Source organism: Paraburkholderia lacunae (assembly GCF_003353175.1).
Taxonomy (GTDB): Bacteria; Pseudomonadota; Gammaproteobacteria; order Burkholderiales; family Burkholderiaceae; genus Paraburkholderia; species Paraburkholderia lacunae.
Window position 1 is genome coordinate 94,541 of the sequence record NZ_QHKS01000026.1, and the last position, 22,939, is coordinate 117,479.

Genomic DNA, 22,939 nt, shown 5'->3' on the forward strand with positions numbered 1-22,939 from the left:
CTGCACGAAGAAGGACATCCCCGGGAGGTCTTGAAAGCACCGAGGAGCGAGCGGCTACAACGTTTCCTGTCGGGAGCTGTGAAATAGGCCGGCTTTAAGAGAAGAACACGAACGTGGACGAGACGAATCAAGGAACGATCAAATGCAAACCCTGAAGCAGAACGACATCAATCATCATCTTCACCCGTACACCAATCTGAGTGTTCATCGCGAAGTGGGACCGATGGTGATAGAGCGCGGCGAGGGCGTGTACGTCTACGATACCGACGGCAAGCGTTATATCGAGGGACTGGGCGGGCTTTTCTGCGCATCGCTTGGCTTTAGCGAAGCACGGCTAGCGGATGCCGCGGACAGACAGATGCGCAAGTTGCCGTTCTACCATGCGTTCGGACACAAGTCGTCCGAGCCTTCGATTTTGCTCGCAGAGAAACTGATTTCGATGGCGCCCGTGCCGATGTCGAAAGTGTTCTTCGCGAACTCCGGGTCCGAGGCGAACGATACGGCCGTCAAGCTGATCTGGTATTTCAATAACGCCATAGGCCGGCCGCAGAAGAAGAAAATCATCTCGCGTACGCGCGCCTATCACGGCGTAACGGTTGCATCGGCGAGTCTCACCGGCTTGCCGAACAATCATCGCGACTTCGATCTGCCTATCGACCGCATTCTGCACACCGACTGCCCGCACTTCTATCGGTACGGCATGCCGGGCGAGAGCGAAGAGCAGTTCGCCACGCGGTGCGCCGAGTCGCTGGAGCGGCTGATTCTCGAAGAGGGCGCGGATACGATCGCGGCGTTTTTTGCCGAGCCGATCATGGCGTCCGGCGGCGTCATCGTTCCGCCCGCTACGTACATGGAGAAAATCCAGGCAGTGCTGAAGCGCCACGACATTCTTCTCGTTGCCGATGAAGTGATCTGCGGCTTCGGACGCACGGGGAACATGTTCGGTTCGCAGACGTACGGCATGCAGCCGGACATGATCACGATGGCCAAGCAGCTCTCCGCGGGTTATCTGCCGATCTCCGCGCTGATGGTCAACGAGCGCATCTACCGTGGACTCGTGAGCCAAAGCGAGAGGATCGGCACATTCGGACATGGGTTCACCTATAGCGGCCATCCTGTGTGCGCAGCCGTTGCGCTGGAGACCCTGAAGATCTACGAGGAAGACGGCATTCTCGAGCATGTGCGAGCCGTCACGCCGCACTTTCAGGAACGTGTGGCGGAGCTTGGCCGACACCCGCTCGTCGGCGAGGCGCGTGGCGCAGGGTTGCTTGCCGCCGTCGAACTGGTCGCGGACAAGGAGACCAGGGAGCCTTTCGCGCCTTCCGACGGCGTGGCGGCCTACGCGGGGATGCGCGCGTTGTCTCATGGGCTGATCACACGCGCGTTGGGCGATACCGTCAATTTCTGCCCGCCGCTCATCGTGACGCATGCGCAGATCGACGAAATATTCGATGCCGCGAAGTGCGCACTGGACGACACGCTGGCGCTGCGTAGAGCGCAGCAGAACCATTGACGGGACAGGGGAAACCAGAATGAGAGATTTCGAGCAACCGGGACGATCGCTGGTTATGTCGAAGGACGTCATGGCCGCCACGTCGCATCCCGCTTCGACGCTGGCCGCCGTGAAGATCCTGGAGGCCGGCGGCAACGCGATGGATGCGGCAATTGCGGCCTGCGCGGTACAGTGCGTCGTCGAGCCCGGCTCGACGGGCATCGGCGGAGACTGCTTCGCGCTGTATTCGCGTGGCGGCAGCGATGACATCATCGCCTTCAACGGCTCGGGGTGGGCGCCACAGGCGGCGAGCGTAGCGACGCTCGCGTCGATGGGTGTTTCGTCGATCGAGCGTCATTCGGCGCATGCGGTAACGGTGCCCGGCGCAGTCGACGCGTGGGCAACCCTGGCACGCGATCACGGTTCGATGGAGTTCAATGCGCTTTTCGCTTCCGCGATCAAGCTGGCGAGCGAGGGCTACGCCATCGCGCCACGCGCGGCAGCGGACTGGGCGAACCAGGCTGCGCTGCTTGGATTGGACGACGTAAGCCGTGAGCAGATGCTGGTCGGCGGTGCTGCGCCGGCTGCGGGAACGATTCACCGGCAGCCGGCGCTCGCGAAGTCGCTCATGGCCATCGCCGAAGCGGGGCCGCGCGTGTTCTACGAGGGCTTCATTGCGGAGGATATGGTCGAGAGCCTGAAGCGCAAGGGCGGATTGCACACACTGGACGACTTCGCACAGTATCGCGGTGAATACGTGAAGCCCATCAAGGCGAGCTTTCGCGGATACGACGTTCACGAGTGTCCGCCGAACGGGCAAGGCATCATTGCGCTACTGATACTGAAAATTCTCGAAGGCTTCGATGCGACCGACGATCCGCTCGGCGCCGATCGCCTGCACCGCGAAATCGAGGCGACGCGGCTCGCGTACTCGGTCCGCGATGCGCTGCTCGGCGACCCGCGAGGCCAGCCGATCGATATCGACCGGCTGCTGTCCGACGAATCAGTGTCCGCCTTGCGCTCGAGAATTACGCTCGAACATGCGATGACGGATATCCCCACGTACCCACCCGCAGACCACAAGGACACGGTCTATATCTGCGTCGTCGACAAGGATCGCAATTGCGCAAGCTTCATCAACTCGCTTTTTCATCCGTTTGGCAGTGGGATCATGGCGCCCGTTAGCGGCGTGATGCTGCACAACCGAGGACAGAGCTTTGCCATCGAGGAAGGACACCCCAATGCGATCGCGCCGCGTGCAAGACCGATGCACACCATCATTCCAGGCATGGTCACGAGAAACGGAAAAGTGCAGATGACCTTCGGGGTGATGGGTGGTCACTATCAGGCAATGGGGCACGCTCACTTCCTGTCGAAGGTGCTGGACTATGGTCTGGACATGCAGTCGGCCATTTCCTTGCCGCGCGTGTTTCCGCAACCGGGCACGGGTGTCGTCGAAGCCGAATCCACCTTGCCAATAGCGACACGCGACGAGTTGACGAAGCGGGGGTTCAGGCTCGTGCGGCCGAACTGGGCCATCGGCGGCGCGCAGGCCATCTGGATCGACTGGGAGGAGGGCACCCTCGCCGGTGCGTCCGATCATCGCAAAGACGGCTGCGCGTTAGGTCTCTGACCGCTTCCGGGCCACGCTTGCGGATATCGTCTGAACAGGGATGAGCGAGGCTTATCAGCCGCAAACAGGACAGGCGTGGGCGGCAGTTAGTTACCGGTGTTCCTGCAGCCTTGAGGCGAGTTGTTCGGCTCGCAGTGGTCTCTGATAGAGGTATCCCTGACCAAACCGCACACCCACATCCTGCAGCGCCTGATGCTGAGCCTCGGTTTCCACACCTTCAGCGATGACCTGCAAGCCGAAGTGCCTGGCCATGGCCACAATGCCTTTGATAAGCTCGGCACCGCCTGTATCGACCTGACTCACAAACTGGCGGTCAATTTTTATGAAGTCGAAAGGAAACCGTCCCAGAAGATCGAGGTTGCTGTTGTGTGTACCGAAGTCGTCGATCGCGAATTTGATTCCCTGTGTCCTGAGGGTCCTGAAGATGGCCGCGGTATGGACGCTTTTATCGAGAAGAAACCGTTCAGTCAGCTCCAGAGTAAGACTGACGCCTTGCGGCAGTCTGCCGCTCACGGCCAGGACTTCCGCGACGAAGCCTTTCCTTCCCAGGTCTCTTGGCGAGATGTTGACCGCGACGCGCAACGGCGGCATTGGCGCGTGACGGCTCATGTCCGCCACTACCGTGTGCAGCACGAATCTCGTCACAGCCGCATGAAGCGTGCTGGACTCGACCTCGCTCATGAACAAAGCGGGACTGACGGGCCCCCACTTCGGGTGATGCCATCGTAACAGGGCTTCAACGCCAACTGCGTCGCGACTGGCGAGGTCTACGACTGGTTGATAGACCACGTGAAACTCGTCCTGCCGCAACGCGCGGTGAACTGCCGCGAGAAGCAGACGGCGTGGCGCAAACACCAGGAGATATGCGGCCGCAATAAGTATGTCCAGCAGTACACCGGCAGCACCAAAAATAAGCCCATACTTCCAGCGCATCTGCGAAACAAAGTCCGCCGACGGGGACACCATGATGGAAAGCGGCCACGCGCTGGATGCAACGCGCATCGCGTAAACGGGTGGGGACTTCGAGAGCGGCACGAACGCACCATCGTCGGTCAGAAGCGCCACTCCCGCGATTGACAGAGCAGCATACTGCGCACCGTATCTGACGCCGTGGGAGAGAGCATCCGCAATATAGTCGCCATCGATAATGTACAGAATGCCCGTGCCCTTACCCGTTGCATCGAACATCACAAGGACCGGCTCATTTGGGTGGTATGGGGTCTGCGGAAGAAGGTTGATACTGGCACCCGCGGCGCTCGGCGTCAGATAGACGGATAACGGAACGTCGATCGGTCCCAGGCCGGAGGAACAATAAACGCGTCCGTCGACCACGAGATTCGCTCCGCGAATGTACGGGATGTAGGTCTGCAACTTCGACAGGGGACGCAGGACATCCCCACACGGTCGTCCCGCGAGCGCCGCCAGTTCGGTTCGACGGCGCGACCTGACGAGATTCAGGATACTGTCGACGGACGCAACCAGATCGTTGCCAATCAGACGTTCACGCGTGGCCAACGCGCTAGCCGCGTACTGCTCGCCAAGCAGAAGGGCGGTCAGCAGGACGACAACGCCGCAACCGATTGCGACGAGTAGCGAGGGGCGCAGCTTTACCCCGCGCCAGTCGGTAATCAGGCTGCTGAACCACCCACTGGGCATCGTCTCGCCGACAGCTTCCGATGTGTCATGCATAGTCGCGTGAGGCAAAAGGAGTGAACTGGCGGCATCCGAAACGGATGTCTGGTATAGCCGGTGTGTTCGTATCTTAAGACGAATTTATCAAGCATGTTATTGCGAACGGGCCGGCGGGGTGGGTGCCTACGACGGTGCCGCGATCTGGACGTGACAGGGACTAGCGCATCGAAGTCTCGGGCCGTATGTCGATCTGGTGCCGCGTTCAACTTTCGTTGTCGAACATCGGCATCCGCCTCACGATCCATTCGAGCAGTTCCTGAGCGCCGGCCGCAAGCGGCCGCCCGGATTTAACGAGCAATCGTGCTTTCGTGCCCTGAAACAGAGGGTGCGCGATCGGCACGATACACAGGTCGCCGGCCGCAATCTCGCGATATGCGGCGAATTCGCCGATCAGCGTCACGAAATGCCCTGCTGAAACAAAGCGCTTCAGCGCGGCGAGCGAATTCGTGGTCAATATCGGGCTGATTTTGATGTTCTCGGCGAATTCCAGCATCCTGACGACGTGGCCGATGCCAAACGTCGCAGGCATCAGTGCGAGCGGCCAGGCGAGCAGATCGTCGACATTCGCCGGGCCGCCGCGTGTCGCCAGCGGATGATCGCGGCGAACGAGCAGCACAACGGGTTGCGCCGAACTCGCGCGATATTCGATACGCGGATGCGGTGGCGGGTTGTACGCGAGCCCAATATGCGCGCGGCTTTCCGCGACTTCGTTCAATACATCGTCGACGGGCAGCATCTCCACGCCGACGTCCAGCTTCGGATACTGCGTGCAGAATTCCGCGAGCACGTCGTCGACCAGCGTGTCGACATAGCCTTCGCTGATGGCCAGCTGAATATGCCCTTGCTGAAGGCCTTTCAGCGCATGCAGCTGGTCCTCGAACTTTTCCTGTTGCGATCGATACCCACGCCAGAACTCCAGCAGATACGCCGCGGCCTCGGTCGGCTTGACGCCGCGCGCCTCACGCTCGAAGAGCGTCGCGCCTAGCTCGTCTTCCAGCAGCTTGATCTGTCGCGTGATCACGGACGGCGACGTGTTGATGCTGTCCGCGGCGCCGCGAATCGTGCCGTGCACCAGCACTTCGTGGAAATAGCGCAGCCGTGTCTGGTTAATTTCGCGCATTGAAAGGCTCCGATTCCTTGCGTTGCTCATAGAGCAACGATACGTGAACATAGTTGCTATTGCTAGTGAGTTTTCTCCGCGGCACGATGCACATACCCGACGAGCCGGGCGAATACAGGGAAAACGGAGACACACATGTCAGCGATTCAGACCTTGAGAGCCGAAGATGCCGTTTCGTCTCTCTACAGCAAGCTCAACTGGAGGCTTTTGCCGTTTCTCGTCACCTGCTACATGTTCGCGTATCTCGACCGCGTGAACGTCGGGTTTGCCAAACTCCAGATGCAAAGCGAACTCGGATTCTCCGATGCCGCTTATGGCGTCGGCGCGGGCATCTTCTTTCTGGGCTACGTGCTGTTCGAGATTCCGAGCAACCTGATGCTGCCGAAAGTCGGTGCACGCAAGACCTTCAGTCGCATTCTCGTGCTGTGGGGCATTACGTCCGCGTGCATGCTCTTCGTGCGCAACGTGCCGATGTTCTACGCTATGCGCTTCCTGCTCGGCGTCTTCGAAGCCGGCTTCGCGCCTGGCATGATCTATTACCTGTCGCGCTGGTACGGCCCCGCGCGCATGGCGCGCGCGATTGCCGTCGTGTTCGTCGCCGGACCGATCGGCGGCATTGTCGGCGGGCCGTTATCGGCGTGGCTGATGACGACGTTCTCGGGTGTCGGCGGATTGGCTGGCTGGCAGTGGATGTTCCTTGTCGAAGGCTTGCCGTGCATCGTGCTCGGCGTGCTGACGCTGTTCGTGTTGTCGAACCGTCCGTCCGAGGCGAAGTGGCTTTCTGCCGACGAGCAACGTCTTCTCGAAAGCGAGGTCGGTGCTCCCACCACGCACGACCATTCGTTCCGCGCCGTGGCGAAGAATCCGCGCATCTACGTTCTCGCGCTCGCTTACTTCTGCATCATCTTCCCGATCTATGCGATCAGCTTCTGGCTGCCGACGTTGCTGAAAGATCAAGGTGTGGCGGATACGACGCGGCTCGGCTGGTACGTCGCGATTCCTTATGTTGCGGCCGCGTTCGGCATGTACTTCGCCGGTCGCCGTTCGGACCGTCTCGGCGAACGGCGCCATCACAGCGCGGTGCCCGCGTTCGTCGGCGCGCTGCTTCTCGCGGCGACCATTTTCACCGACGGCAATCTCTTCCTGACGCTCGCTACGCTGACGCTTGCGACGGCAATGATGTGGATGGCGTACACGGTTTTCTGGGCCATTCCCTCCGAGTACATCAAAGGGCCGGCCGCAGCGGGCGGCATTGCGCTCATCAACACGATCGGATTGTCCGGTGGCTTCTGGGGACCGGCCGTCATCGGCTGGACCAAGGCCGCCACGGGCAACATGCATGCAGGTTTGCTCGTGATGGCAGGCATGGCTGCGATTGCATCGGTCGTGATTATCACCAGCAAGCGCGGCATCCATTGACGATTCAACGCTGCTGCCATGCAACGCCTGACGGCTGAATGTTTCCCCAGGCAACGCACCATAGCTTTGGAAAGGCCTTGTCCTTTCCGTATCGAACAGAAGGATGAACGGCAATGAAGATTCTGATTGCAGGCTTTCAACACGAGACCAACACATTCGCGCCGACCAGGGCGTCGTTCCAGAGCTTCATCCAGGGCGAAGGTTTTCCGCCGCTGGCACGCGGCGCCGACGTGCTGAATCTGCGCGATGTGAACGTGCCGATCGGCGGTTTCATCAAGGTCGCGCAGGCGCAAGGGCATGAGCTGATTCCGGTGATCTGGGCGGGCGCGAGCGCGTCGGCGCATGTGACCGTGGACGCATTCGAGCGCATTGCCGGCGAGATCACCGACGCTGTCAAAGCAGGCGGCTTCGATGCCATCTATCTGGACCTGCACGGAGCGATGGTCGCGGAGCATGCCGACGACGGCGAAGGCGAGTTGCTTGAGCGCGTGCGTGCGGTGGTCGGCGACAGCATGCCGTGCGTGGTGTCCCTTGATTTGCATGCGAACGTGACCGAGCGTATGTTGAAGCATGCGGACGCGATGGTTGCGTACCGGACGTACCCGCACGTCGACATGGCCGAAACGGGCGAGCGCGCGGCGCATCTGCTCGACAGGCTGATCGCGGAGAAGCGCAGATTCACGCGCGTCGTCCGGCGCATTCCATTTCTGATTCCGGTGAACGGCATGTGCACGCTGGTCGCGCCCGCTCATGACATGTACACCGCGCTGGCAGCGCTTGAGCGCGATACGGTCGTGTCGCTGTCGTTTGCGCCGGGTTTTCCGGCTGCGGACTTCCCCGAGTGCGGTCCGGTGATCTGGGGTTACGGATTCGACAATGGCGCGCTCACGAAGGCGATCGACACGCTGTACGCCAGAATGCTCGCAGAGGAATCGTCATGGGAAGTGCCGTTCCTTACACCCGACGAAGCCGTTATCGAAGCCATGCGGATCAGCCGGAGCGCCAACAAGCCAGTCATCATCGCCGACACGCAGGATAACCCCGGCGTGGGCGGCGACTCGAATACGATGGGCATGGTACGAGCGCTGCTGCGCAATGGTGCAACCGATGCGGCCGTCGGTGTGATCTGGGATGCGGACGCGGCGGCGGCCGCACATCGCGCCGGTGTCGGCGCGCGCATCGAGCTTGCGCTGGCTGGCCGTTCGGGGGTGCCCGGCGATGAGCCGCTGAAAGGCACGTTCGAGGTGGAGCATCTGTCCGATGGCCGCTTCCGCTTTGACGGCCCGATGCTGAACGGCATGACGGGCGAACTCGGACCGGTTGCGTGCCTGCGTATCGACGGCGTGCGAATCGCTGTCAGCAGCGTCAAGATGCAGATTTTCGACCGCAATCTCTATCGCGTTGCGGGCATCGAACCCGAGCAGATGAAGATTCTGGTCAATAAAAGCTCCGTCCATTTTCGTGCGGATTTTCAGGCGATCGCAGAGACCATTCTTGTCGCGAAGGCGCCCGGACCGATGGCTGCGGACCCGGCCGACCTGCCGTGGCAGCGTCTTGATCCGCACATCCGGATACGTCCGAAGGGGCCTTCCTTCGACGAGATTCGCTCAACCCTCGCATGACGGCACAGTCGACCACGCGAACTTTGCATGCATACCGGCGCGATTCAAGCTCGCGCGCTCATGAGTGGAATCAACCTAAGAGGAGAATTTTCATGTCGGATCAAATCAACTCCCGGCGCCGCTTTTTGCGGACCGCCGCAGTCGGTATCGGTGCAATGGAATTGAGCCTGACCGGGCTTGTTCGCGCCCAGTCGAATCAATCCGCACAAGGCGTCGCTGCGGCGAATGGCGCGACGTCGAATGCGTCGTTCGACCAGATCAAACAGATCAACGCGGGCACGCTCAACGTGGGCTATGCGGAAGTCGGGCCGGAGAACGGCCCCGTCGTCATCCTGTTGCACGGCTGGCCTTACGACATCCATAGCTTTGTCGAGGTCGCGCCGATTCTTGCCGCGGCGGGCTATCGGGTCATCGTTCCGTATCTTCGCGGCTACGGCTCGACGCGTTTCCTGTCGAGCAAAACGATGCGCAATGGCCAGCAGGCCGTGGTCGCGGTCGACATCATCGCGTTGATGGATGCGTTGAAGATCCAGAAGGCGGTGTTTGGCGCTTTCGACTGGGGCGCGCGGACCGCGAACATCATCGCGGCGCTGTGGCCGGAGCGTTGTGCGGGGCAGGTTTCCGTCAGCGGCTATCTGATTGGCAGCCAGCAAGCCAACAAGGCGCCGTTGCCGCCGAAGGCCGAATTCGCGTGGTGGTATCAGTTTTACTTCGCCACGGAGCGCGGACGGCTTGGCTACGAGGCCAACCGGCATGATTTTTCGAAGCTCATCTGGCAGCTTGCGTCGCCGAAATGGAGCTTCGACGATGCAACTTATGACCGGTCCGCAGAGGCCTTCAAGAATCCCGATCATGTTGCAGTCGTGATTCACAACTATCGTTGGCGGCTGGGTCTCGTGAAAGGCGAGTCGCAATACGACGCGCTGGAAAAGCGTCTCGCTGCGGCGCCCGTCATTACGGTCCCGACGATCACGATGGAAGGCGATGCGAACGGCGCGCCGCATCCTGATCCGGCGGTGTACGCGAAAAAATTCACCGGCAAGTATCAGCACCGGAATATCGATGGCGGCATTGGTCACAATTTGCCGCAAGAAGCGCCGAGAGCCTTTGCCGATGCCGTGATCGACGTCGCGCGCATGTGATCCGCCGGCGCATCTTTCGCGGCTAGATAGCTGCGCAGTTGATCGGTCACGATCTTGCGCGGTGCCTCAGGACACGCGGCAAGCACGCGCATGAAAAACCGTTTGGCTGCCGCCTTGTCCCGACGTTTCTGCAGCAGGATATCGAGCTCGACGCCGTGCTGATCGACTGCTCGCCACAGCAGATAAGGCTCGCCGCGCAGCCTCACGAACACTTCAACGAGGTGCCAGGTCGAGCCCGGCTTGCGACGCGCAGCTTTAACGCGATGCGCGAAGCCCGTGCCAAATTTATCTACATGAACGGCGCACGGTTTCATAACTGACCACGAATCGAGGCAGCCGGTTGCCGCACCAGCTGCCAGCCGCACCGCCGTGAGATGCAGGTTTTCCCTATGTCACAATCATAACATTTGTGCTTTAATCTGATACCAAGTTATCAATAAGTGTTGCGCAATGCACAACAACGAGCCTACCCATGTTCGATGAAGCATCCAGTTCCGTGGTCGCGTGGCCGGGTCGCGCGCACGCGTCGCACTCCCGTGCTCGCAATCCCGGTGTTCCGTTCGACCTGTCGTGGATCGACACGTTGCGCGTGAACCGGTCGGCGGTCGAGCAGCGCGTCGCGACGCTCGGCACGCGCCGGTCGGTCAAAAAGGACGCGCAGGCCGCGTGGCTGCTCAAGGCCATCACGTGCATTGACCTGACCACGCTCGCTGGGGACGACACGGCTGGCCGCGTCGAGCGTCTGTGTGCAAAAGCCCGCCGCCCGGTGCGTGACGATCTGCTCGAAGCGCTTGGAATGCAGGCAAAGTCCATCACTACGGGGGCGGTCTGCGTATATCACCGCTTCGTGAGCACGGCGGTCGCGGCGCTGGCGGGCAGCGGCATTCCGGTCGCGGCCGTGTCCACTGGATTTCCTGCCGGGTTGATCCCCCATCCGCTGAAACTCAAAGAGATCGAAGCGTCGGTGGCCGATGGTGCTGCCGAGATCGATATCGTGGTGACCCGCGAGCACGTGCTCAGTGGCAACTGGCAGGCGCTGTACGACGAGATGCGCGATTTTCGCGCCGCGTGTGGCGATGCCCACGTGAAGGCGATTCTTGCCACTGGCGACATCTGCACGCTGTCGAACGTCGCGAAGGCGTCGATGGTCTGCATGATGGCGGGCGCCGATTTCATCAAGACGTCCACTGGCAAAGAAGGCGTCAACGCGACCCTTGCCGTGTCGCTCGCGATGGTCCGGATGATCCGCGAGTACTTCGAGCGCACCGGCATCGAAATTGGTTTCAAACCGGCGGGCGGCGTGTCGACTGCGAAGTCCGTGCTCGAATACCAGATCCTGATGAAAGAAGAACTTGGACGGCAATGGCTCGAACCGGATCTGTTCCGTATCGGTGCATCGAGCCTGCTGGCCGATATCGAGCGACAACTCGAGCATCACGTGAGCGGCCGCTATTCCGCATTCCATCGTCACCCGGTCGCGTGACCTCGCACAACGAAGACCCCACATGAGCGTAGCTGAATATTTTTCTTCGATGGAATACGGACCAGCCCCGGAAGACGACAAGGCCGCGCGCGCCTGGATCGCAGAGCATGCGAACGGCTTCGGCCACTTTATCGATGGCGCTTTCCGCGTGTCGGAGTCTGGCGACGGTGCTGAAGCATTCGAATCCCGCGAGCCTGCGACGGGCCGTGTGCTCGCAAACATCGCGCAAGGCGACGAGGCCGATGTGAACGCGGCGGTCGCTGCCGCTCACAAGGCGCTGCCCGCGTGGCAGGCATTGGGTGGCGCGGGCCGCGCGCGGCATCTCTATGCGCTCGCACGGATGGTGCAGCGGCATAGCCGGCTCTTCGCCGTGCTCGAATCGCTGGACAACGGCAAGCCGATCCGGGAGACGCGCGACATAGACATTCCCCTTGTCGCGCGACATTTCCTGCATCACGCCGGCTGGGCGCAACTTCAGGAAAGCGAGCTGTCGGGTTGGACACCGCTTGGCGTCATCGGGCAGATCGTGCCGTGGAATTTCCCGCTGCTGATGCTGGCGTGGAAGATCGCCCCAGCACTGGCCACCGGCAATTGCGTGGTGCTCAAGCCAGCTGAATTTACGCCGCTGACGGCACTGTTGTTCGCGGAACTCGCGCATCGCGCGGGTCTGCCAGCAGGCGTGTTGAACGTCGTCACGGGAGACGGCCGCACGGGCGCAAAGCTGGTCGACCATCCTCAGGTCGCGAAGATCGCGTTCACCGGATCGACCAGTGTCGGCCGGCAGATCCGTGTCGCGACTGCGGGCTCGGGCAAGTCGCTCACGCTCGAACTCGGCGGCAAGTCGCCGTTCATTGTTTTCGACGATGCCGATCTGGATGGCGCGGTCGAAGGCGTGGTCGACGCGATCTGGTTCAACCAGGGGCAAGTCTGCTGCGCGGGTTCGCGTCTGCTGGTGCAGGAGGGGGTTGAAGCGCGCTTCATCGAAAAGCTGAAGCGCCGGATGGAGACGCTGCGCGTCGGTCACTCGCTCGACAAGAGCATCGACATGGGCGCGGTTGTCGACGAGGTGCAACGGGAGCGCATCGAGTTACTTGTCGCGCAAGGCGAGCGTGAAGGGTGCGAGATCTACCAGCCCGCACATCTGCGGATGCCTGAGAACGGCGTGTTTTTCCCACCGACGCTGGTCACCCGCGTTGCGCCCGCCTCGACGCTTGCGCAGGAGGAAATATTCGGACCGGTGCTGGTCGCGATGAGCTTTCGCACGCCCGACGAAGCGGTCGCGCTCGCGAACCATTCACGTTACGGACTGGCTGCGAGCGTGTGGAGCGAAACGATCGGCCGCGCGCTCGACATCGCGCCGCGTCTTGAATGCGGTGTCGTGTGGATCAATGCGACGAACCTGTTCGATGCGGGTGTCGGCTTCGGTGGCTATCGCGAGTCGGGCTTTGGACGGGAAGGCGGCCGTGAGGGGATCTACGAGTACCTAAAGCCGCAGGCGTGGACCAAACTGCCGCTGCGCGCGAACGAACGCGACGAGGCGAGACCCGTCGCGCAAGCCGACGTCTATCTCAGCACGATGGATCGGACCGCGAAGCTGTTCATCGGCGGCAAGCAGATGCGGCCGGACAACGGCAGCTCGCGCGTCGTGCGTGCGCCGTCCGGGGTTATCGTCGGCGAGGTGGCGGACGGTAGCCGCAAGGACATTCGCAATGCGGTCGCAGCGGCGCGCAGTGCGGCGAAGTGGTCGCAGACCAGCACGCATAACCGCGCTCAGGTACTCTACTACCTCGCGGAAAACCTCTCGGCGCGCGCGGACGAATTCAGACGGCAACTCGTGATTCGTGCAGGATCGAACGAGGCCGAAGCCGGGCGTGAAATCGAGGCATCGATCACGCGGCTCTTCACGTATGCCGCGTGGGCCGACAAGTTCGACGGCGCAGTCCATTCGCCGCCATTGCGCGGCGTCGCACTCGCCATGAACGAGCCCCTCGGCGTGCTTGGCGTGATCAGCCCGGACGAAGCGCCGTTGCTGGGTTTCGTGTCGGTGATCGCGCCGGCGCTTGCGATGGGCAATCGGGTAGTCGTCGTGCCGAGCGAACGCTGCCCGTTGATGGCGACGGATTTCTATCAGGTGGTCGAGACATCGGATGTGCCGGCGGGTGCGCTGAACATCGTCACCGGCGAACACGCGACGCTTGCAAAGATACTTGCCCAGCACGATGACGTCGACGCGCTGTGGAGTTTCGGCGGCGCTGAACTCTCGACGCTTGTCGAGCGTGAATCGGTCGGCAATCTGAAGCGCACGTTCGTCGATCATGGGCGCGTGTTCGACTGGCACGCTGCGTCAGCAGAAGGTTTGCCGTTCCTGCGGCAGGCGGTGCAGGTCAAGAACATCTGGATTCCGTACGGCGACTGATCGCCGGCAATGACAGCCGTGGGCTCAGACCTGTAACAGGCGCCCGTAAGTTGGAGGAGACACATGCTGAAGAATATCGATCCGTTGCTCAACCCCGACGTGCTGTATGCACTCTGCGCGATGGGCCACGGCGACGAAGTGGTCGTCTGCGACGCGAACTTCCCCGCGGATTCCGTCGCCCGTCAAACCGTGTTGGGCAAAGTGCTGCGGCTTGACGGCGCGAACGCGCCGCGCGCCATTCGCGCGGTGCTGTCGGTCCTGCCGCTCGACTCGTTCGTCGATCATCCGGCCGAACGCATGGAAGTAGTCGGCGATGCCGATGCCTTGCCTGCCGTGCAGCGAGAAGCGCAGCGCGAAGTCGATCATGCGGAAGGACGTTCGACACCGTTCGCGTCGATCGAGCGCTTCGCGTTCTACGAGCGGGCAAAACAGGCGTACTGCGTGATTGCCACGGGCGAAGCGCGCGGCTACGGCTGCTTCATCTTCAAGAAGGGTGTCGACCTCGCTCCGGATGCGCCCAACGCCGCGGAGGGTACGCGATGAGCGTCGTCATTCTCGGCATCTATGTGACCGATCTGAGCTTCCGCGCGAGCCGGATGCCGGCGCTTGGCGAGACGATTGCCGGCACCTCGTTCGCGATGGGCCCGGGCGGCAAGGGATCGAACCAGGCAGTGGCTGCCGCGCGAGCCGGCGCGGACGTCGTGTTCTGCACGCGCATCGGCGGCGACGCATTCGGCGAGATCGCGCAATCGACGTGGGCCGCCGAAGGCATCACGTCGCGCGCGACGGTGGTCGACAACATGGCAACGGGCGCAGCCCATATCTACGTCGATGACGTCACAGGCGGCAACGCGATCATCGTCGCGGCCGGCGCCGCCGGCACGCTCGGCCCCGCCGACGTCGAGGCGATCGAGGCCGACATTGCAAAAGCGAAGGTGTTCGTCACGCAACTGGAGCAACCGGTCCCGGCGGCGAAGCGCGGTCTCGAACTCGCGCGCCGTCATGGCGTGACGACCGTGTTCAACCCCGCGCCGGCCGTGCCGTTCGATGACGACATGTTCCCGCTGTGCGACTACATCACGCCGAACGAAACCGAAGCGACGGCGCTCACGGGCGTGCCGATCGAAACGCTCGACGATGCCCGTCGTGCAGCCGACATCCTGCTGTCGAAGGGCGTGCGCGCGGTGATCGTGACGCTCGGCGAAGCGGGTGCGTTACTTCACACGCGCGAGCTTTCGGAGCACGTGCCCGCATTCGATTGCGGCCGTGTGGTGGAAACCGCCGGCGCAGGCGACGGCTTTGCTGGCGGCCTCGCTGCGGCACTGTCGCGCGGCGATTCTCCACTCGACGCAGTGCGCTTCGGCTGCGCGCTGGCGAGCCTGTCGGTCACGCGGGCGGGCACCGCGCCGTCGATGCCGACGCTCGACGAAATCAACGCGGTGCTGGGCGTTCACGCTCCGCTCGCGGTTCAATCGTGAGCGGCCTGAACATGACGTCCTGGTCGTCCTGGTTCAGGGACAGGCAGCTGAACTTCCTGGTTGGCGTGAACCTGCTGATCGTGATCGTTGCGACGGTGCTGTCGCACGGGCAGTTCGTCGACATCGACAACCTGCAGTCGATGGGCGGTCAGTTGCCGGAACTCGGGCTGCTCGCACTCGGCATCATGCTGTCGATGGTGTCGGGCAACGGCGGCATCGACCTGTCGGGCGTCGCGCTTTCCAATCTCTCCGGCATGGTCGCAGCAATGCTGTTGCCGCATCTTGTCTCCGCCGACGATTCGCCTGCGCTCTACACGGCCGTGTTCACCGCGATCGTGCTGGCGATGGGTGTGCTCGGCGGCGTGCTGAACGGGATCGTGATCGCGCGCCTGCGTCTAACGCCGATCCTGTGCACGCTTGGCACGTCGCTATTGTTCACCGGTATCGCTGTCGTCTTGAGCAACGGTGCGTCGGTACGGGTCGAATACGTCGATCCGTTGTCGGCGATCGGCAACGGCACGTGGTTGCAGATTCCGATCTCGTTCGCGATCTTCGTTGTGACAGTGCTCGTGCTCGGCTGGGTGTTGAGGCGCATGCCGTTCGGTCTGCGTCTTTTCCTGATGGGCACCAATCCCAAGGCGGCGTTCTACGCTGGCATCCCGCGTACGCGGATGCTGATCATCACGTATGGCCTGTGCGGCGTGCTGGCGTCGCTCGCCGGTCTGATCAGCGCGACGCATACGTCGAGCGCAAAGTGGGACTACGGCAACTCATATCTGCTGATCGCGATCCTGATCGCGGTGATGGGCGGCGTGAATCCGTCGGGCGGCTATGGACGCATTGTCTGCGTATTCCTCGCCGCGACGGCACTGCAATTCCTGTCGAGCCTGTTCAATCTGCTAGGCGTATCGCAGTTCTTCGGCGATTGCGCGTGGGGCTTCCTGTTGCTTGCGTCGCTGGCGTTTGCGGGCGGCGAACGGGTTCGCACGATCTTCGGCATTGGCGGCGCGCGAGCCGCGCCCAACCTGCCGCGGCCGCCCGCGTCGACGGGACGTTAGATTCAACCCTTCCTTCATGTGCAGCACATTCGAACCACACAGGAGACATCGCATGAAACTGAATCGACTTGCTATCGCCGTCGCAGGCGCCGCTCTCGCGGCGGGCGCGATCCTCACGGCGCAAGCCGCGACTGACGAGACGATCGTCACGGTCGTCAAGGTGACCGGCATCAACTGGTTCAACCGGATGGACGAAGGTGTCAAGGAGTTCGGCAAGAACAACCCGGGCATTAACGTGTATCAGACAGGTCCCGGCCGCGCCGACGCCGCGCAGCAACTGAAGATCGTCGAGGACCTGATCGCGAAGAAGGTCACGGCGATCGCTGTCGTGCCGTTCGACCCGCCGACGCTGGAGCCCGCGTTGAAGAAAGCGATGGATCGTGGCATCAAGGTCGTCACGCATGAAGCGGACAACGAGAAGAACACGATGGTCGACATCGAAGCGTTCGACAACACCGCATACGGCGCAGGTCTGAACGAACGTCTGGCGAAATGCATGGGCCAGCAGGGCAAATGGGCGGTGCTGGTGGGTTCGCTCGGCAGCCGTTCGCAGGTGCAGTGGGCCGACGGCGGCATCGGCAATGCAAAGCAGAAATACCCGAAGATGGACCTCGTCGAGCCGAAGCTCGAAACCAATAACGACGGCGAACAGGCGTACAAGGTCGCGAAAGAAGTGCTGCGCAAGCATCCGGACCTGAACGGCTTCCAGGGCTCGTCGTCGCTGGATGTGATCGGCATTGGCCGCGCGGTCGAAGAAGCGGGCAAGGTCGGCAAGATCTGCGTGTACGGCACGGGTCTGCCGACCGAGGCTGGCAAATTCCTTGAAAGCGGTGCAGTCAACGGCATCGCGTTCTGGGATCCGAAGCTCGCCGGCATCGCGATGAACAAGGTCGCGCAGATGCTGGTCGCCGGCAAAACGGTGGAGAACGGCGCGGACCTCGGCATCGTCGGCTATAACAAGGTGACCGTCAGCAAGGGACCGGGCAAGGGCATCATCGTGCGCGGAGCGGGCTGGGTCGACGTCGACAAGACGAACTACAAGCAGTATCCGTTCTGATGTGCGGCGGCGTGCGCCGTACCGGCGCGCGCCGCCTTCAACGTTGCAGGTGAACATGAGTCAGGCACCGCTTCTCGAAGTCGTCGATATCCATAAGCACTTCACCGGCGTGTATGCGCTGCGTGGCGTGAGTCTGCAGTTCGAGCGCGGGCAGATCTACCATCTGCTCGGCGAGAACGGTTGCGGCAAGAGCACGCTGATCAAGATCATCTCGGGCGCGCAACCGCCCGACCAGGGCGAACTGGTGATCGAAGGCACGCGGCACGCGCGCCTGTCGCCTTTGGAGGCGCTCGCCGCGGGCGTCGAGACGGTCTATCAAGACCTGTCGCTGCTGCCCAACATGAGCGTAGCGGAGAACATCGGTTTGACGGTCGAACTTGCCGGGCATAACGGCCGCCTCACACGGACCTTCGATCGCAAGGCGCTCGCGCAGACCGCGGCCCGCGCGCTCGGGGCAGTCGGTTTGCCCGGCGACGCCGAATTTCAGCGCACATTGATCGAACAGTTGCCGCTCGCGACGCGCCAGCTGATTGCAATCGCGCGTGCGATCGCAAGCGAGGCGCGCTTCGTGATCATGGACGAGCCAACCACATCGCTGACGCAAAAGGAAGTCGATAACCTGATCGCGGTGCTCGCGAAGCTGCGTGCGGAGGGTGTCGCCGTACTGTTCGTGAGCCATAAGCTCGACGAGTGCTTCACGATCGGCGGCGAGGTGATCGTGCTGCGCGACGGCCAGAAGATGGCTCAAGGCCCGATCGCCAACTTCACGAAAGCACAGATCAGCGAACTGATGACGGGCAAGCATCTATCGACCGAGCGGTATCGCCAGGTCGCCGGTACCGATGCGCATGACGTGATACTCGATGTCAAGGCGCTCAGCCGCCGCAACCAGTTTGCCGATGTGTCGTTTTCGCTGTATCGCGGCGAGATTCTCGGCGTGACCGGCCTGCTCGATTCGGGCCGCAATGAACTGGCGCGTGCGCTGGCTGGCGTGAGTCCCGCGGATGCCGGCACCGTGACGCTCGATGGCAACCTCGTCCGGCTGCGCACGCCGTCCGATGCGAAGGCGCAGCGAATCGGCTATGTGCCCGAGGATCGCCTCAACGAAGGCCTGTTTCTCGACAAGCCGATCCGCGACAACGTCATTACCGCGATGATCTCAACATTGCGCGACCGCTTCGCGCAGATCGACCGGCGCCGCGCGCAGGAACTGGCTGAGCGCACGGTGAGGGATCTGCAGATCGCGACGCCCGACGTCGACAAGCCCGTTCAGTCGCTGTCCGGCGGCAACCAGCAGCGCGTGCTGATTGGCCGCTGGCTTGCAATCGATCCGCGCGTCCTGATTCTGCACGGGCCAACGGTAGGCGTCGACGTCGGGTCGAAGGACATCATTTACCGCATCATGCAGCGTTTGTCGGAGCAGGGTATCGGCATCATTCTGATCAGTGACGACCTGCCCGAACTGTTACAGAACTGCGACCGCATCCTGATGATGAAGAAAGGTCGCGTTGCCGCCCAATACCGTGCCGATCAACTCGACGAGGCCGGCCTGTATCACGCACTTCTTTCCGAGGCCGCCTGACTCACGTGAACAGCAATCTCATGAACGAATCCCTTCAGTCTGCTCCGCATCCCGAGACGGCAGCCGCAGTGGAGGCCATCGCGCCGAGCGTGCGCAAGCTCGACATGCACACGCGTCTGATGCGCAACCCCGAATGGTTCACCGTCGCGCTGCTCGTGCTGACGTGTCTGATTGTCGGGGCGATCAATCCGCGCTTTTTCCAGTACGCGACGCTGTTCGACCTGTTGCATTCGGCGACCACGATGTCGATCTTCGCGATGGGTACGCTCGTGGTGCTCGCGTCGGGCGGCATCGACGTGTCCTTCACCGCGATTGCCGCGTTGACGATGTATTCGCTGACGAAGGCCGTCTTCGCGTGGTGGCCCGATGCGCCGTTCGTACTGATCCTGCTTGCCGGTGCATTGGGCGGTACGGCGCTCGGCGTCGTGAACGGAATGCTGGTGCATCGGCTCAAGGCGCCTTCGCTGATCGTTACGATTGGCACCCAGTACCTGTTTCGCGGCGTGTTGCTGACCTTTGTCGGCACTCAGTTCTTCATGAACATTCCGCATAGCATGGACCGGTTCGGGCAGTTGCCGTTGTTCTTCTACACGACTGCCGATGGGCTTCGTGCCGTGTTGCCGGTGTCGGTCATTGCGTTGGTCGTGACCGCACTGCTGACGTGGTGGCTGCTCAACCGCACGATGATGGGCCGCGGCGTGTATGCGATCGGCGGCAGTTTGCCGATTGCGGAGCGGCTTGGCTACAACGCGCGCGCGATCCAGTTGTTCGTATTCGGCTATACGGGCATGCTCGCGGGCGTGGCTGGCATTCTGCATGTATCGACAAACCGGCTTGCGAATCCCTTCGATCTGGTCGGCACCGAACTTGATGTGATTGCTGCCGTGATTCTGGGCGGCGCGCGCATTACCGGCGGCACGGGGACCGTGATAGGCACGTTGCTGGGCGTTGCGCTCGTCACGCTGATCAACAGCGTGCTGATCTTGATTGGCGTGCCGAGTACCTGGCAAAAGGCAATTATCGGCGCCTTCATTCTCATTGCCGGGACGTTGTTCGCGCTCGGGCGGAGGGGCTGACAGCAAGATATGAAACGCGTTGCGGGTGGCGGCCGCAACGCAGAAGAGGTTCAATCCTACTGGCGCTTTCGCACCGTTTGCCCCAGTTCGGTCACGATCGAATCGAACTCATCGAGTTGCGAAAACCGCACCGCCTTGACCTTGCCGAGTTTGCTCCGATCGACCACCAGATGACGTTCGACGGCGCTCGCCATCGCCGCCTGTTTGATAGCCACTTCGTGAAAATTCCAGCAGGTCACGCCACGCACCTCGTCAACGCCGCCGGCCGATAGAAAGGCCTTGTTGATCCCCATTCGCCGCAACGTCTGGACGCTGTCTTCGCTCGCAAACGAATCCGACGACGGCATATACTCCCCGCCCAGCAATATCATCCGCACGTTCGGTTTGCGCCGCAAAACTTCCGCGACGTTCAGCGAATAGCACACCACCGTCAGATGCATGTCGGCGGGGATCAGGCGTGCGAGCGTGACGAGCGTTGTCCCGCAGTCGATGAAGATGGTCTCATCGTTCGCGAGCAGACTTGACGCGATAGCGGACGCTTCCGCCTTTGCCTGCGCAAAGTGGTCTTTTTCATGTTCGATGGTGTAGCCCGCGGCGTTGGGCACGTCGTTGGCGCTGACGATGTAGCCGCCAAGATAGGTGAACTGACCCGGCGTCGCGGCAATGTCGCGACGCACGGTCATCTCGGAGACCTGAAGCAGGGTAGCGGCATCGCGCAGATGCAGGACACCTTGCGTTTTCAAGGTATCGGCAAGAAGGCGCAAGCGATCGATTTTGGCCATCTGGCGGGGGCGTACGGGGCGCCAGGGAAAGGTCGCCCGAACGTTAGAATAGAGTCATGAGATGAAAGAATTATAACAACGCGTGTTAGTGGTAGACATCTCGATGCTCAAATATTTCGCTGATTCAGTACTACAGCCGTAGTTGGGGTAGAGACCACCTAGCCGTCAAAAAATACTGTTTGTGGCTGCGCAGCCTTTATCCATAAAGCCTTTCAACTGGTTCTCTCACGATAGGCAAGGTCCAGTGAGAGCTCCACGCCGTGGCCGAAAACCCGATCAATAAACCTCATTCCAGGGGTTCGGGGATCAACGGAACAGTTACAAAAAAACCGTAACCGTTCCGTTGATCGCCGAACCCAGACTCCTATGACAATGCACTGGCCGAAACGACCAACGGCCTGTACAAGGCCGAAGTGATTCGTCGGCTCGGTCGGTGACGCAACCTGAAGGCTGCCGAAATGGGCACCCTTGCCGAAATGGCCACCCTCGAATGGGTCGACAGGTTCAATCATCGGCGACTGCTCGATCCGATCAGCAACGTTCCAACTACCGAGGCTGAAGCCGCTTATTATTCAAAACTCGCTGGATCTACGAGTGTCCGGTAGCTGGAAAATAAGGCGCGTTTCACATCAGAATCGTTGAGATCAGCACGGCGCCATCACATAGCAGATGACCTGCATTTGGCATCGCGCGCGCGGCGCCGGATACACATATGAAGCGACCCGGTCCGCATCGAATTGAACCGGGCCGTTGTCCAGCGGGCGCCAGCGCAACGGCTCGTTCGAGTCGAGCGCCGCGCCAGCAGGATCACCGCTGCTTACATCCCAGAGCCTTTCGCCGAGGCCGATCCCTTCACGACGACCGACGCGCCGCCCTGTACAGCCGCGGCCGTGCCGTCAAGTGCTTCGCCGGCCTTCGCCTTCGCGCCGCCGACGTCGCCCGCCGTCGACATCACGCGCCGAGGCCGGCCGAACCCTGCGCGCCCGTCTGGGCGGTCTGCGCAAAAGCGGCCGAGGTAGCAAACGCCGTCAGCGCGGCACCGAGCACCATCGTACGAATCGTGTTCATGTTTTTCTCCCCAAGGACATTGTTGATACCGGCCGCATCGGCGCGGCCCGTCACGTTCCTCGCCGCACCATGCGGCGGGCGGTGCCACTTTACCGGGCCGTGCACGCGAAGTACTCGATTCATGAGGACTGTTACTCCCGTTGCAATTGCTGACGAATGGCTGACTTTCTTTAACAGTTGGCACGGGTCGCCCGGAAAGGAGCCTGAGCAGGTCGGAATCGGGAGACGTATCTGCCGCCGACGGGCGGCGAGCATTTCGTCGCGCTTGATCGTCCACGGATGATCGTCAACGTGGACGAAAACTGGATCTGCGCGCCGGTCGTGTCCTTGACGAAGCCGCGGCACTTCGGCCGCCAGGCGCGCGCAGCCGACCGATCAACGTCTCGACCGGAAGGCCGTTCCGTCAGCGGCGTTCCAGCTTGACATCAGGTCAGGCGCCCCAAGCAAGGGTGTGTGCCCGGGTTTACAAGAGGCGATAACGAACGATTTGGTCTTTCGACGACATACTTGTCCGGCATGTCTCCCGCGCCTTGATTAGTGAGGGTGATCGAGTCCGGTATCGGGATGACGCGGGACGCGGGTGAGCGACCTCGTTGTAGCGCGTTGGCGTCACATCAAGGGCCGCGCATCGAGGTCCCACAGGCTGGCCAGATCAACACCGGTGCATTCGACTCATTGAGGGGTATGAACAAGGTAAGCGCTTATGCTCTGCAGAGGATAAGCGCTTTTAGACACAGTTCCGGGTTATATCCAGCTCGCCCGCCGACGATCGGATGTCTCGGGGTCACCGGCGGACCAACTATAGATAATCAGAGCTGT

At 61.7% G+C, this 22,939-nt stretch carries 15 protein-coding genes and 4 pseudogenes; 14 read left to right on the top strand and 5 right to left on the bottom strand.

Annotated features, from left to right (window positions below):
* Positions 1–133 precede the first annotated feature (133 nt).
* Both DLM46_RS30495 and DLM46_RS30500 read left to right on the top strand, forming a co-directional pair.
* Positions 134–1,513, top strand: a pseudogene (locus DLM46_RS30495) (aspartate aminotransferase family protein); the annotation flags it as partial.
* A 19-nt stretch (positions 1,514–1,532) separates the two neighbouring features.
* Positions 1,533–3,125, top strand: a complete 1,593-nt coding sequence (locus DLM46_RS30500; RefSeq protein WP_115106870.1) for a gamma-glutamyltransferase family protein — start codon at positions 1,533–1,535, stop codon at positions 3,123–3,125.
* 90 nt (positions 3,126–3,215) lie between these two features.
* On the opposite strand, the gene DLM46_RS30505 is transcribed toward DLM46_RS30500, so the two are convergent.
* Positions 3,216–4,814 carry an EAL domain-containing protein gene (locus DLM46_RS30505; protein ID WP_115106871.1) on the bottom strand — a complete coding sequence of 533 codons (1,599 nt, stop codon included), beginning with the start codon at positions 4,812–4,814 and terminating at the stop codon, positions 3,216–3,218.
* A gap of 205 nt (positions 4,815–5,019) precedes the next feature.
* A complete protein-coding gene (locus tag DLM46_RS30510) occupies positions 5,020–5,937 on the bottom strand; it encodes a LysR family transcriptional regulator (RefSeq protein ID WP_115106872.1) in 918 nt (305 codons plus the stop codon).
* Positions 5,938–6,072: 135 nt separating this feature from the next.
* On the opposite strand from DLM46_RS30510, the gene DLM46_RS30515 reads away from it, so the two are divergent.
* The 3 genes from DLM46_RS30515 to DLM46_RS30525 all read left to right on the top strand — a co-directional run bounded on the left by DLM46_RS30515 (position 6,073) and on the right by DLM46_RS30525 (position 10,120).
* Entirely contained in the window at positions 6,073–7,356 is a 1,284-nt protein-coding gene (locus DLM46_RS30515; protein ID WP_115106873.1) for an MFS transporter, read from the top strand.
* A gap of 113 nt (positions 7,357–7,469) precedes the next feature.
* Positions 7,470–8,978: a M81 family metallopeptidase gene (locus DLM46_RS30520; protein ID WP_115106874.1), complete on the top strand. Its 1,509-nt coding sequence runs from the start codon at positions 7,470–7,472 to the stop codon at positions 8,976–8,978.
* Between the two features lie 92 nt (positions 8,979–9,070).
* Positions 9,071–10,120, top strand: a complete 1,050-nt coding sequence (locus DLM46_RS30525) for an alpha/beta fold hydrolase (RefSeq protein ID WP_115106875.1) — start codon at positions 9,071–9,073, stop codon at positions 10,118–10,120.
* Between the two features lie 14 nt (positions 10,121–10,134).
* Here the strand turns inward: DLM46_RS30525 and DLM46_RS30530 are convergent.
* A pseudogene (locus DLM46_RS30530) lies at positions 10,135–10,444 on the bottom strand (DDE-type integrase/transposase/recombinase); the annotation flags it as partial.
* 148 nt (positions 10,445–10,592) lie between these two features.
* Between DLM46_RS30530 and deoC the strand changes: the two are divergent.
* The 8 genes from deoC to DLM46_RS30570 all read left to right on the top strand — a co-directional run bounded on the left by deoC (position 10,593) and on the right by DLM46_RS30570 (position 20,270).
* Positions 10,593–11,603 carry a deoxyribose-phosphate aldolase gene (deoC, locus tag DLM46_RS30535; protein ID WP_115106876.1) on the top strand — a complete coding sequence of 337 codons (1,011 nt, stop codon included), beginning with the start codon at positions 10,593–10,595 and terminating at the stop codon, positions 11,601–11,603.
* 22 nt (positions 11,604–11,625) lie between these two features.
* On the top strand, positions 11,626–14,019 hold the full coding sequence (locus DLM46_RS30540; protein ID WP_115106877.1) for an aldehyde dehydrogenase family protein: 2,394 nt from the start codon (positions 11,626–11,628) through the stop codon (positions 14,017–14,019).
* Between the two features lie 63 nt (positions 14,020–14,082).
* Positions 14,083–14,562 (top strand): RbsD/FucU family protein, encoded by a 480-nt coding sequence (locus tag DLM46_RS30545; RefSeq protein WP_115106878.1) that lies wholly within the window; start codon positions 14,083–14,085, stop codon positions 14,560–14,562.
* Positions 14,559–15,497 (top strand): ribokinase, encoded by a 939-nt coding sequence (gene rbsK, locus DLM46_RS30550; protein WP_115106879.1) that lies wholly within the window; start codon positions 14,559–14,561, stop codon positions 15,495–15,497. Before DLM46_RS30545 ends, rbsK begins: the two co-directional genes overlap by 4 nt.
* 11 nt (positions 15,498–15,508) lie before the next feature.
* The gene (locus tag DLM46_RS30555) at positions 15,509–16,555 is read left to right on the top strand and encodes an ABC transporter permease (protein ID WP_115106890.1); all 1,047 of its coding nucleotides are present in this window, start codon (positions 15,509–15,511) and stop codon (positions 16,553–16,555) included.
* Positions 16,556–16,607: 52 nt separating this feature from the next.
* Positions 16,608–17,612, top strand: coding sequence for a substrate-binding domain-containing protein (locus tag DLM46_RS30560; RefSeq protein ID WP_115106880.1), 1,005 nt, complete (start codon positions 16,608–16,610; stop codon positions 17,610–17,612).
* 55 nt (positions 17,613–17,667) lie between these two features.
* The gene (locus tag DLM46_RS30565) at positions 17,668–19,194 is read left to right on the top strand and encodes a sugar ABC transporter ATP-binding protein (RefSeq protein ID WP_208866352.1); all 1,527 of its coding nucleotides are present in this window, start codon (positions 17,668–17,670) and stop codon (positions 19,192–19,194) included.
* Positions 19,195–19,214: 20 nt separating this feature from the next.
* Positions 19,215–20,270: an ABC transporter permease gene (locus DLM46_RS30570; RefSeq protein ID WP_115106892.1), complete on the top strand. Its 1,056-nt coding sequence runs from the start codon at positions 19,215–19,217 to the stop codon at positions 20,268–20,270.
* A gap of 56 nt (positions 20,271–20,326) precedes the next feature.
* On the opposite strand, the gene DLM46_RS30575 is transcribed toward DLM46_RS30570, so the two are convergent.
* The gene (locus DLM46_RS30575) at positions 20,327–21,052 is read right to left on the bottom strand and encodes a DeoR/GlpR family DNA-binding transcription regulator (protein ID WP_115106881.1); all 726 of its coding nucleotides are present in this window, start codon (positions 21,050–21,052) and stop codon (positions 20,327–20,329) included.
* 359 nt (positions 21,053–21,411) lie between these two features.
* Here DLM46_RS30575 and DLM46_RS30580 point away from each other — a divergent pair.
* Positions 21,412–21,657 (top strand): annotated as a pseudogene (locus tag DLM46_RS30580) (IS3 family transposase); the annotation flags it as partial.
* Between the two features lie 212 nt (positions 21,658–21,869).
* On the opposite strand, the pseudogene DLM46_RS30585 reads toward DLM46_RS30580, so the two are convergent.
* Positions 21,870–22,120: pseudogene (locus DLM46_RS30585) on the bottom strand (hypothetical protein).
* Positions 22,121–22,939: the final 819 nt, after the last annotated feature.

Excerpts from the sequence above, each read along its gene's own strand:
- DLM46_RS30500 (WP_115106870.1), top strand. The coding sequence starts at position 1,533 with ATGAGAGATTTCGAGCAACCGGGACGATCGCTGGTTATGTCGAAGGAC.
- DLM46_RS30505 (WP_115106871.1), bottom strand. The coding sequence starts at position 4,814 with ATGCATGACACATCGGAAGCTGTCGGCGAGACGATGCCCAGTGGGTGG.
- DLM46_RS30510 (WP_115106872.1), bottom strand. The coding sequence starts at position 5,937 with ATGCGCGAAATTAACCAGACACGGCTGCGCTATTTCCACGAAGTGCTG.
- DLM46_RS30515 (WP_115106873.1), top strand. The coding sequence starts at position 6,073 with ATGTCAGCGATTCAGACCTTGAGAGCCGAAGATGCCGTTTCGTCTCTC.
- DLM46_RS30520 (WP_115106874.1), top strand. The coding sequence starts at position 7,470 with ATGAAGATTCTGATTGCAGGCTTTCAACACGAGACCAACACATTCGCG.
- DLM46_RS30525 (WP_115106875.1), top strand. The coding sequence starts at position 9,071 with ATGTCGGATCAAATCAACTCCCGGCGCCGCTTTTTGCGGACCGCCGCA.
- deoC (WP_115106876.1), top strand. The coding sequence starts at position 10,593 with ATGTTCGATGAAGCATCCAGTTCCGTGGTCGCGTGGCCGGGTCGCGCG.
- DLM46_RS30540 (WP_115106877.1), top strand. The coding sequence starts at position 11,626 with ATGAGCGTAGCTGAATATTTTTCTTCGATGGAATACGGACCAGCCCCG.
- DLM46_RS30545 (WP_115106878.1), top strand. The coding sequence starts at position 14,083 with ATGCTGAAGAATATCGATCCGTTGCTCAACCCCGACGTGCTGTATGCA.
- rbsK (WP_115106879.1), top strand. The coding sequence starts at position 14,559 with ATGAGCGTCGTCATTCTCGGCATCTATGTGACCGATCTGAGCTTCCGC.
- DLM46_RS30555 (WP_115106890.1), top strand. The coding sequence starts at position 15,509 with ATGACGTCCTGGTCGTCCTGGTTCAGGGACAGGCAGCTGAACTTCCTG.
- DLM46_RS30560 (WP_115106880.1), top strand. The coding sequence starts at position 16,608 with ATGAAACTGAATCGACTTGCTATCGCCGTCGCAGGCGCCGCTCTCGCG.
- DLM46_RS30565 (WP_208866352.1), top strand. The coding sequence starts at position 17,668 with ATGAGTCAGGCACCGCTTCTCGAAGTCGTCGATATCCATAAGCACTTC.
- DLM46_RS30570 (WP_115106892.1), top strand. The coding sequence starts at position 19,215 with ATGAACGAATCCCTTCAGTCTGCTCCGCATCCCGAGACGGCAGCCGCA.
- DLM46_RS30575 (WP_115106881.1), bottom strand. The coding sequence starts at position 21,052 with ATGGCCAAAATCGATCGCTTGCGCCTTCTTGCCGATACCTTGAAAACG.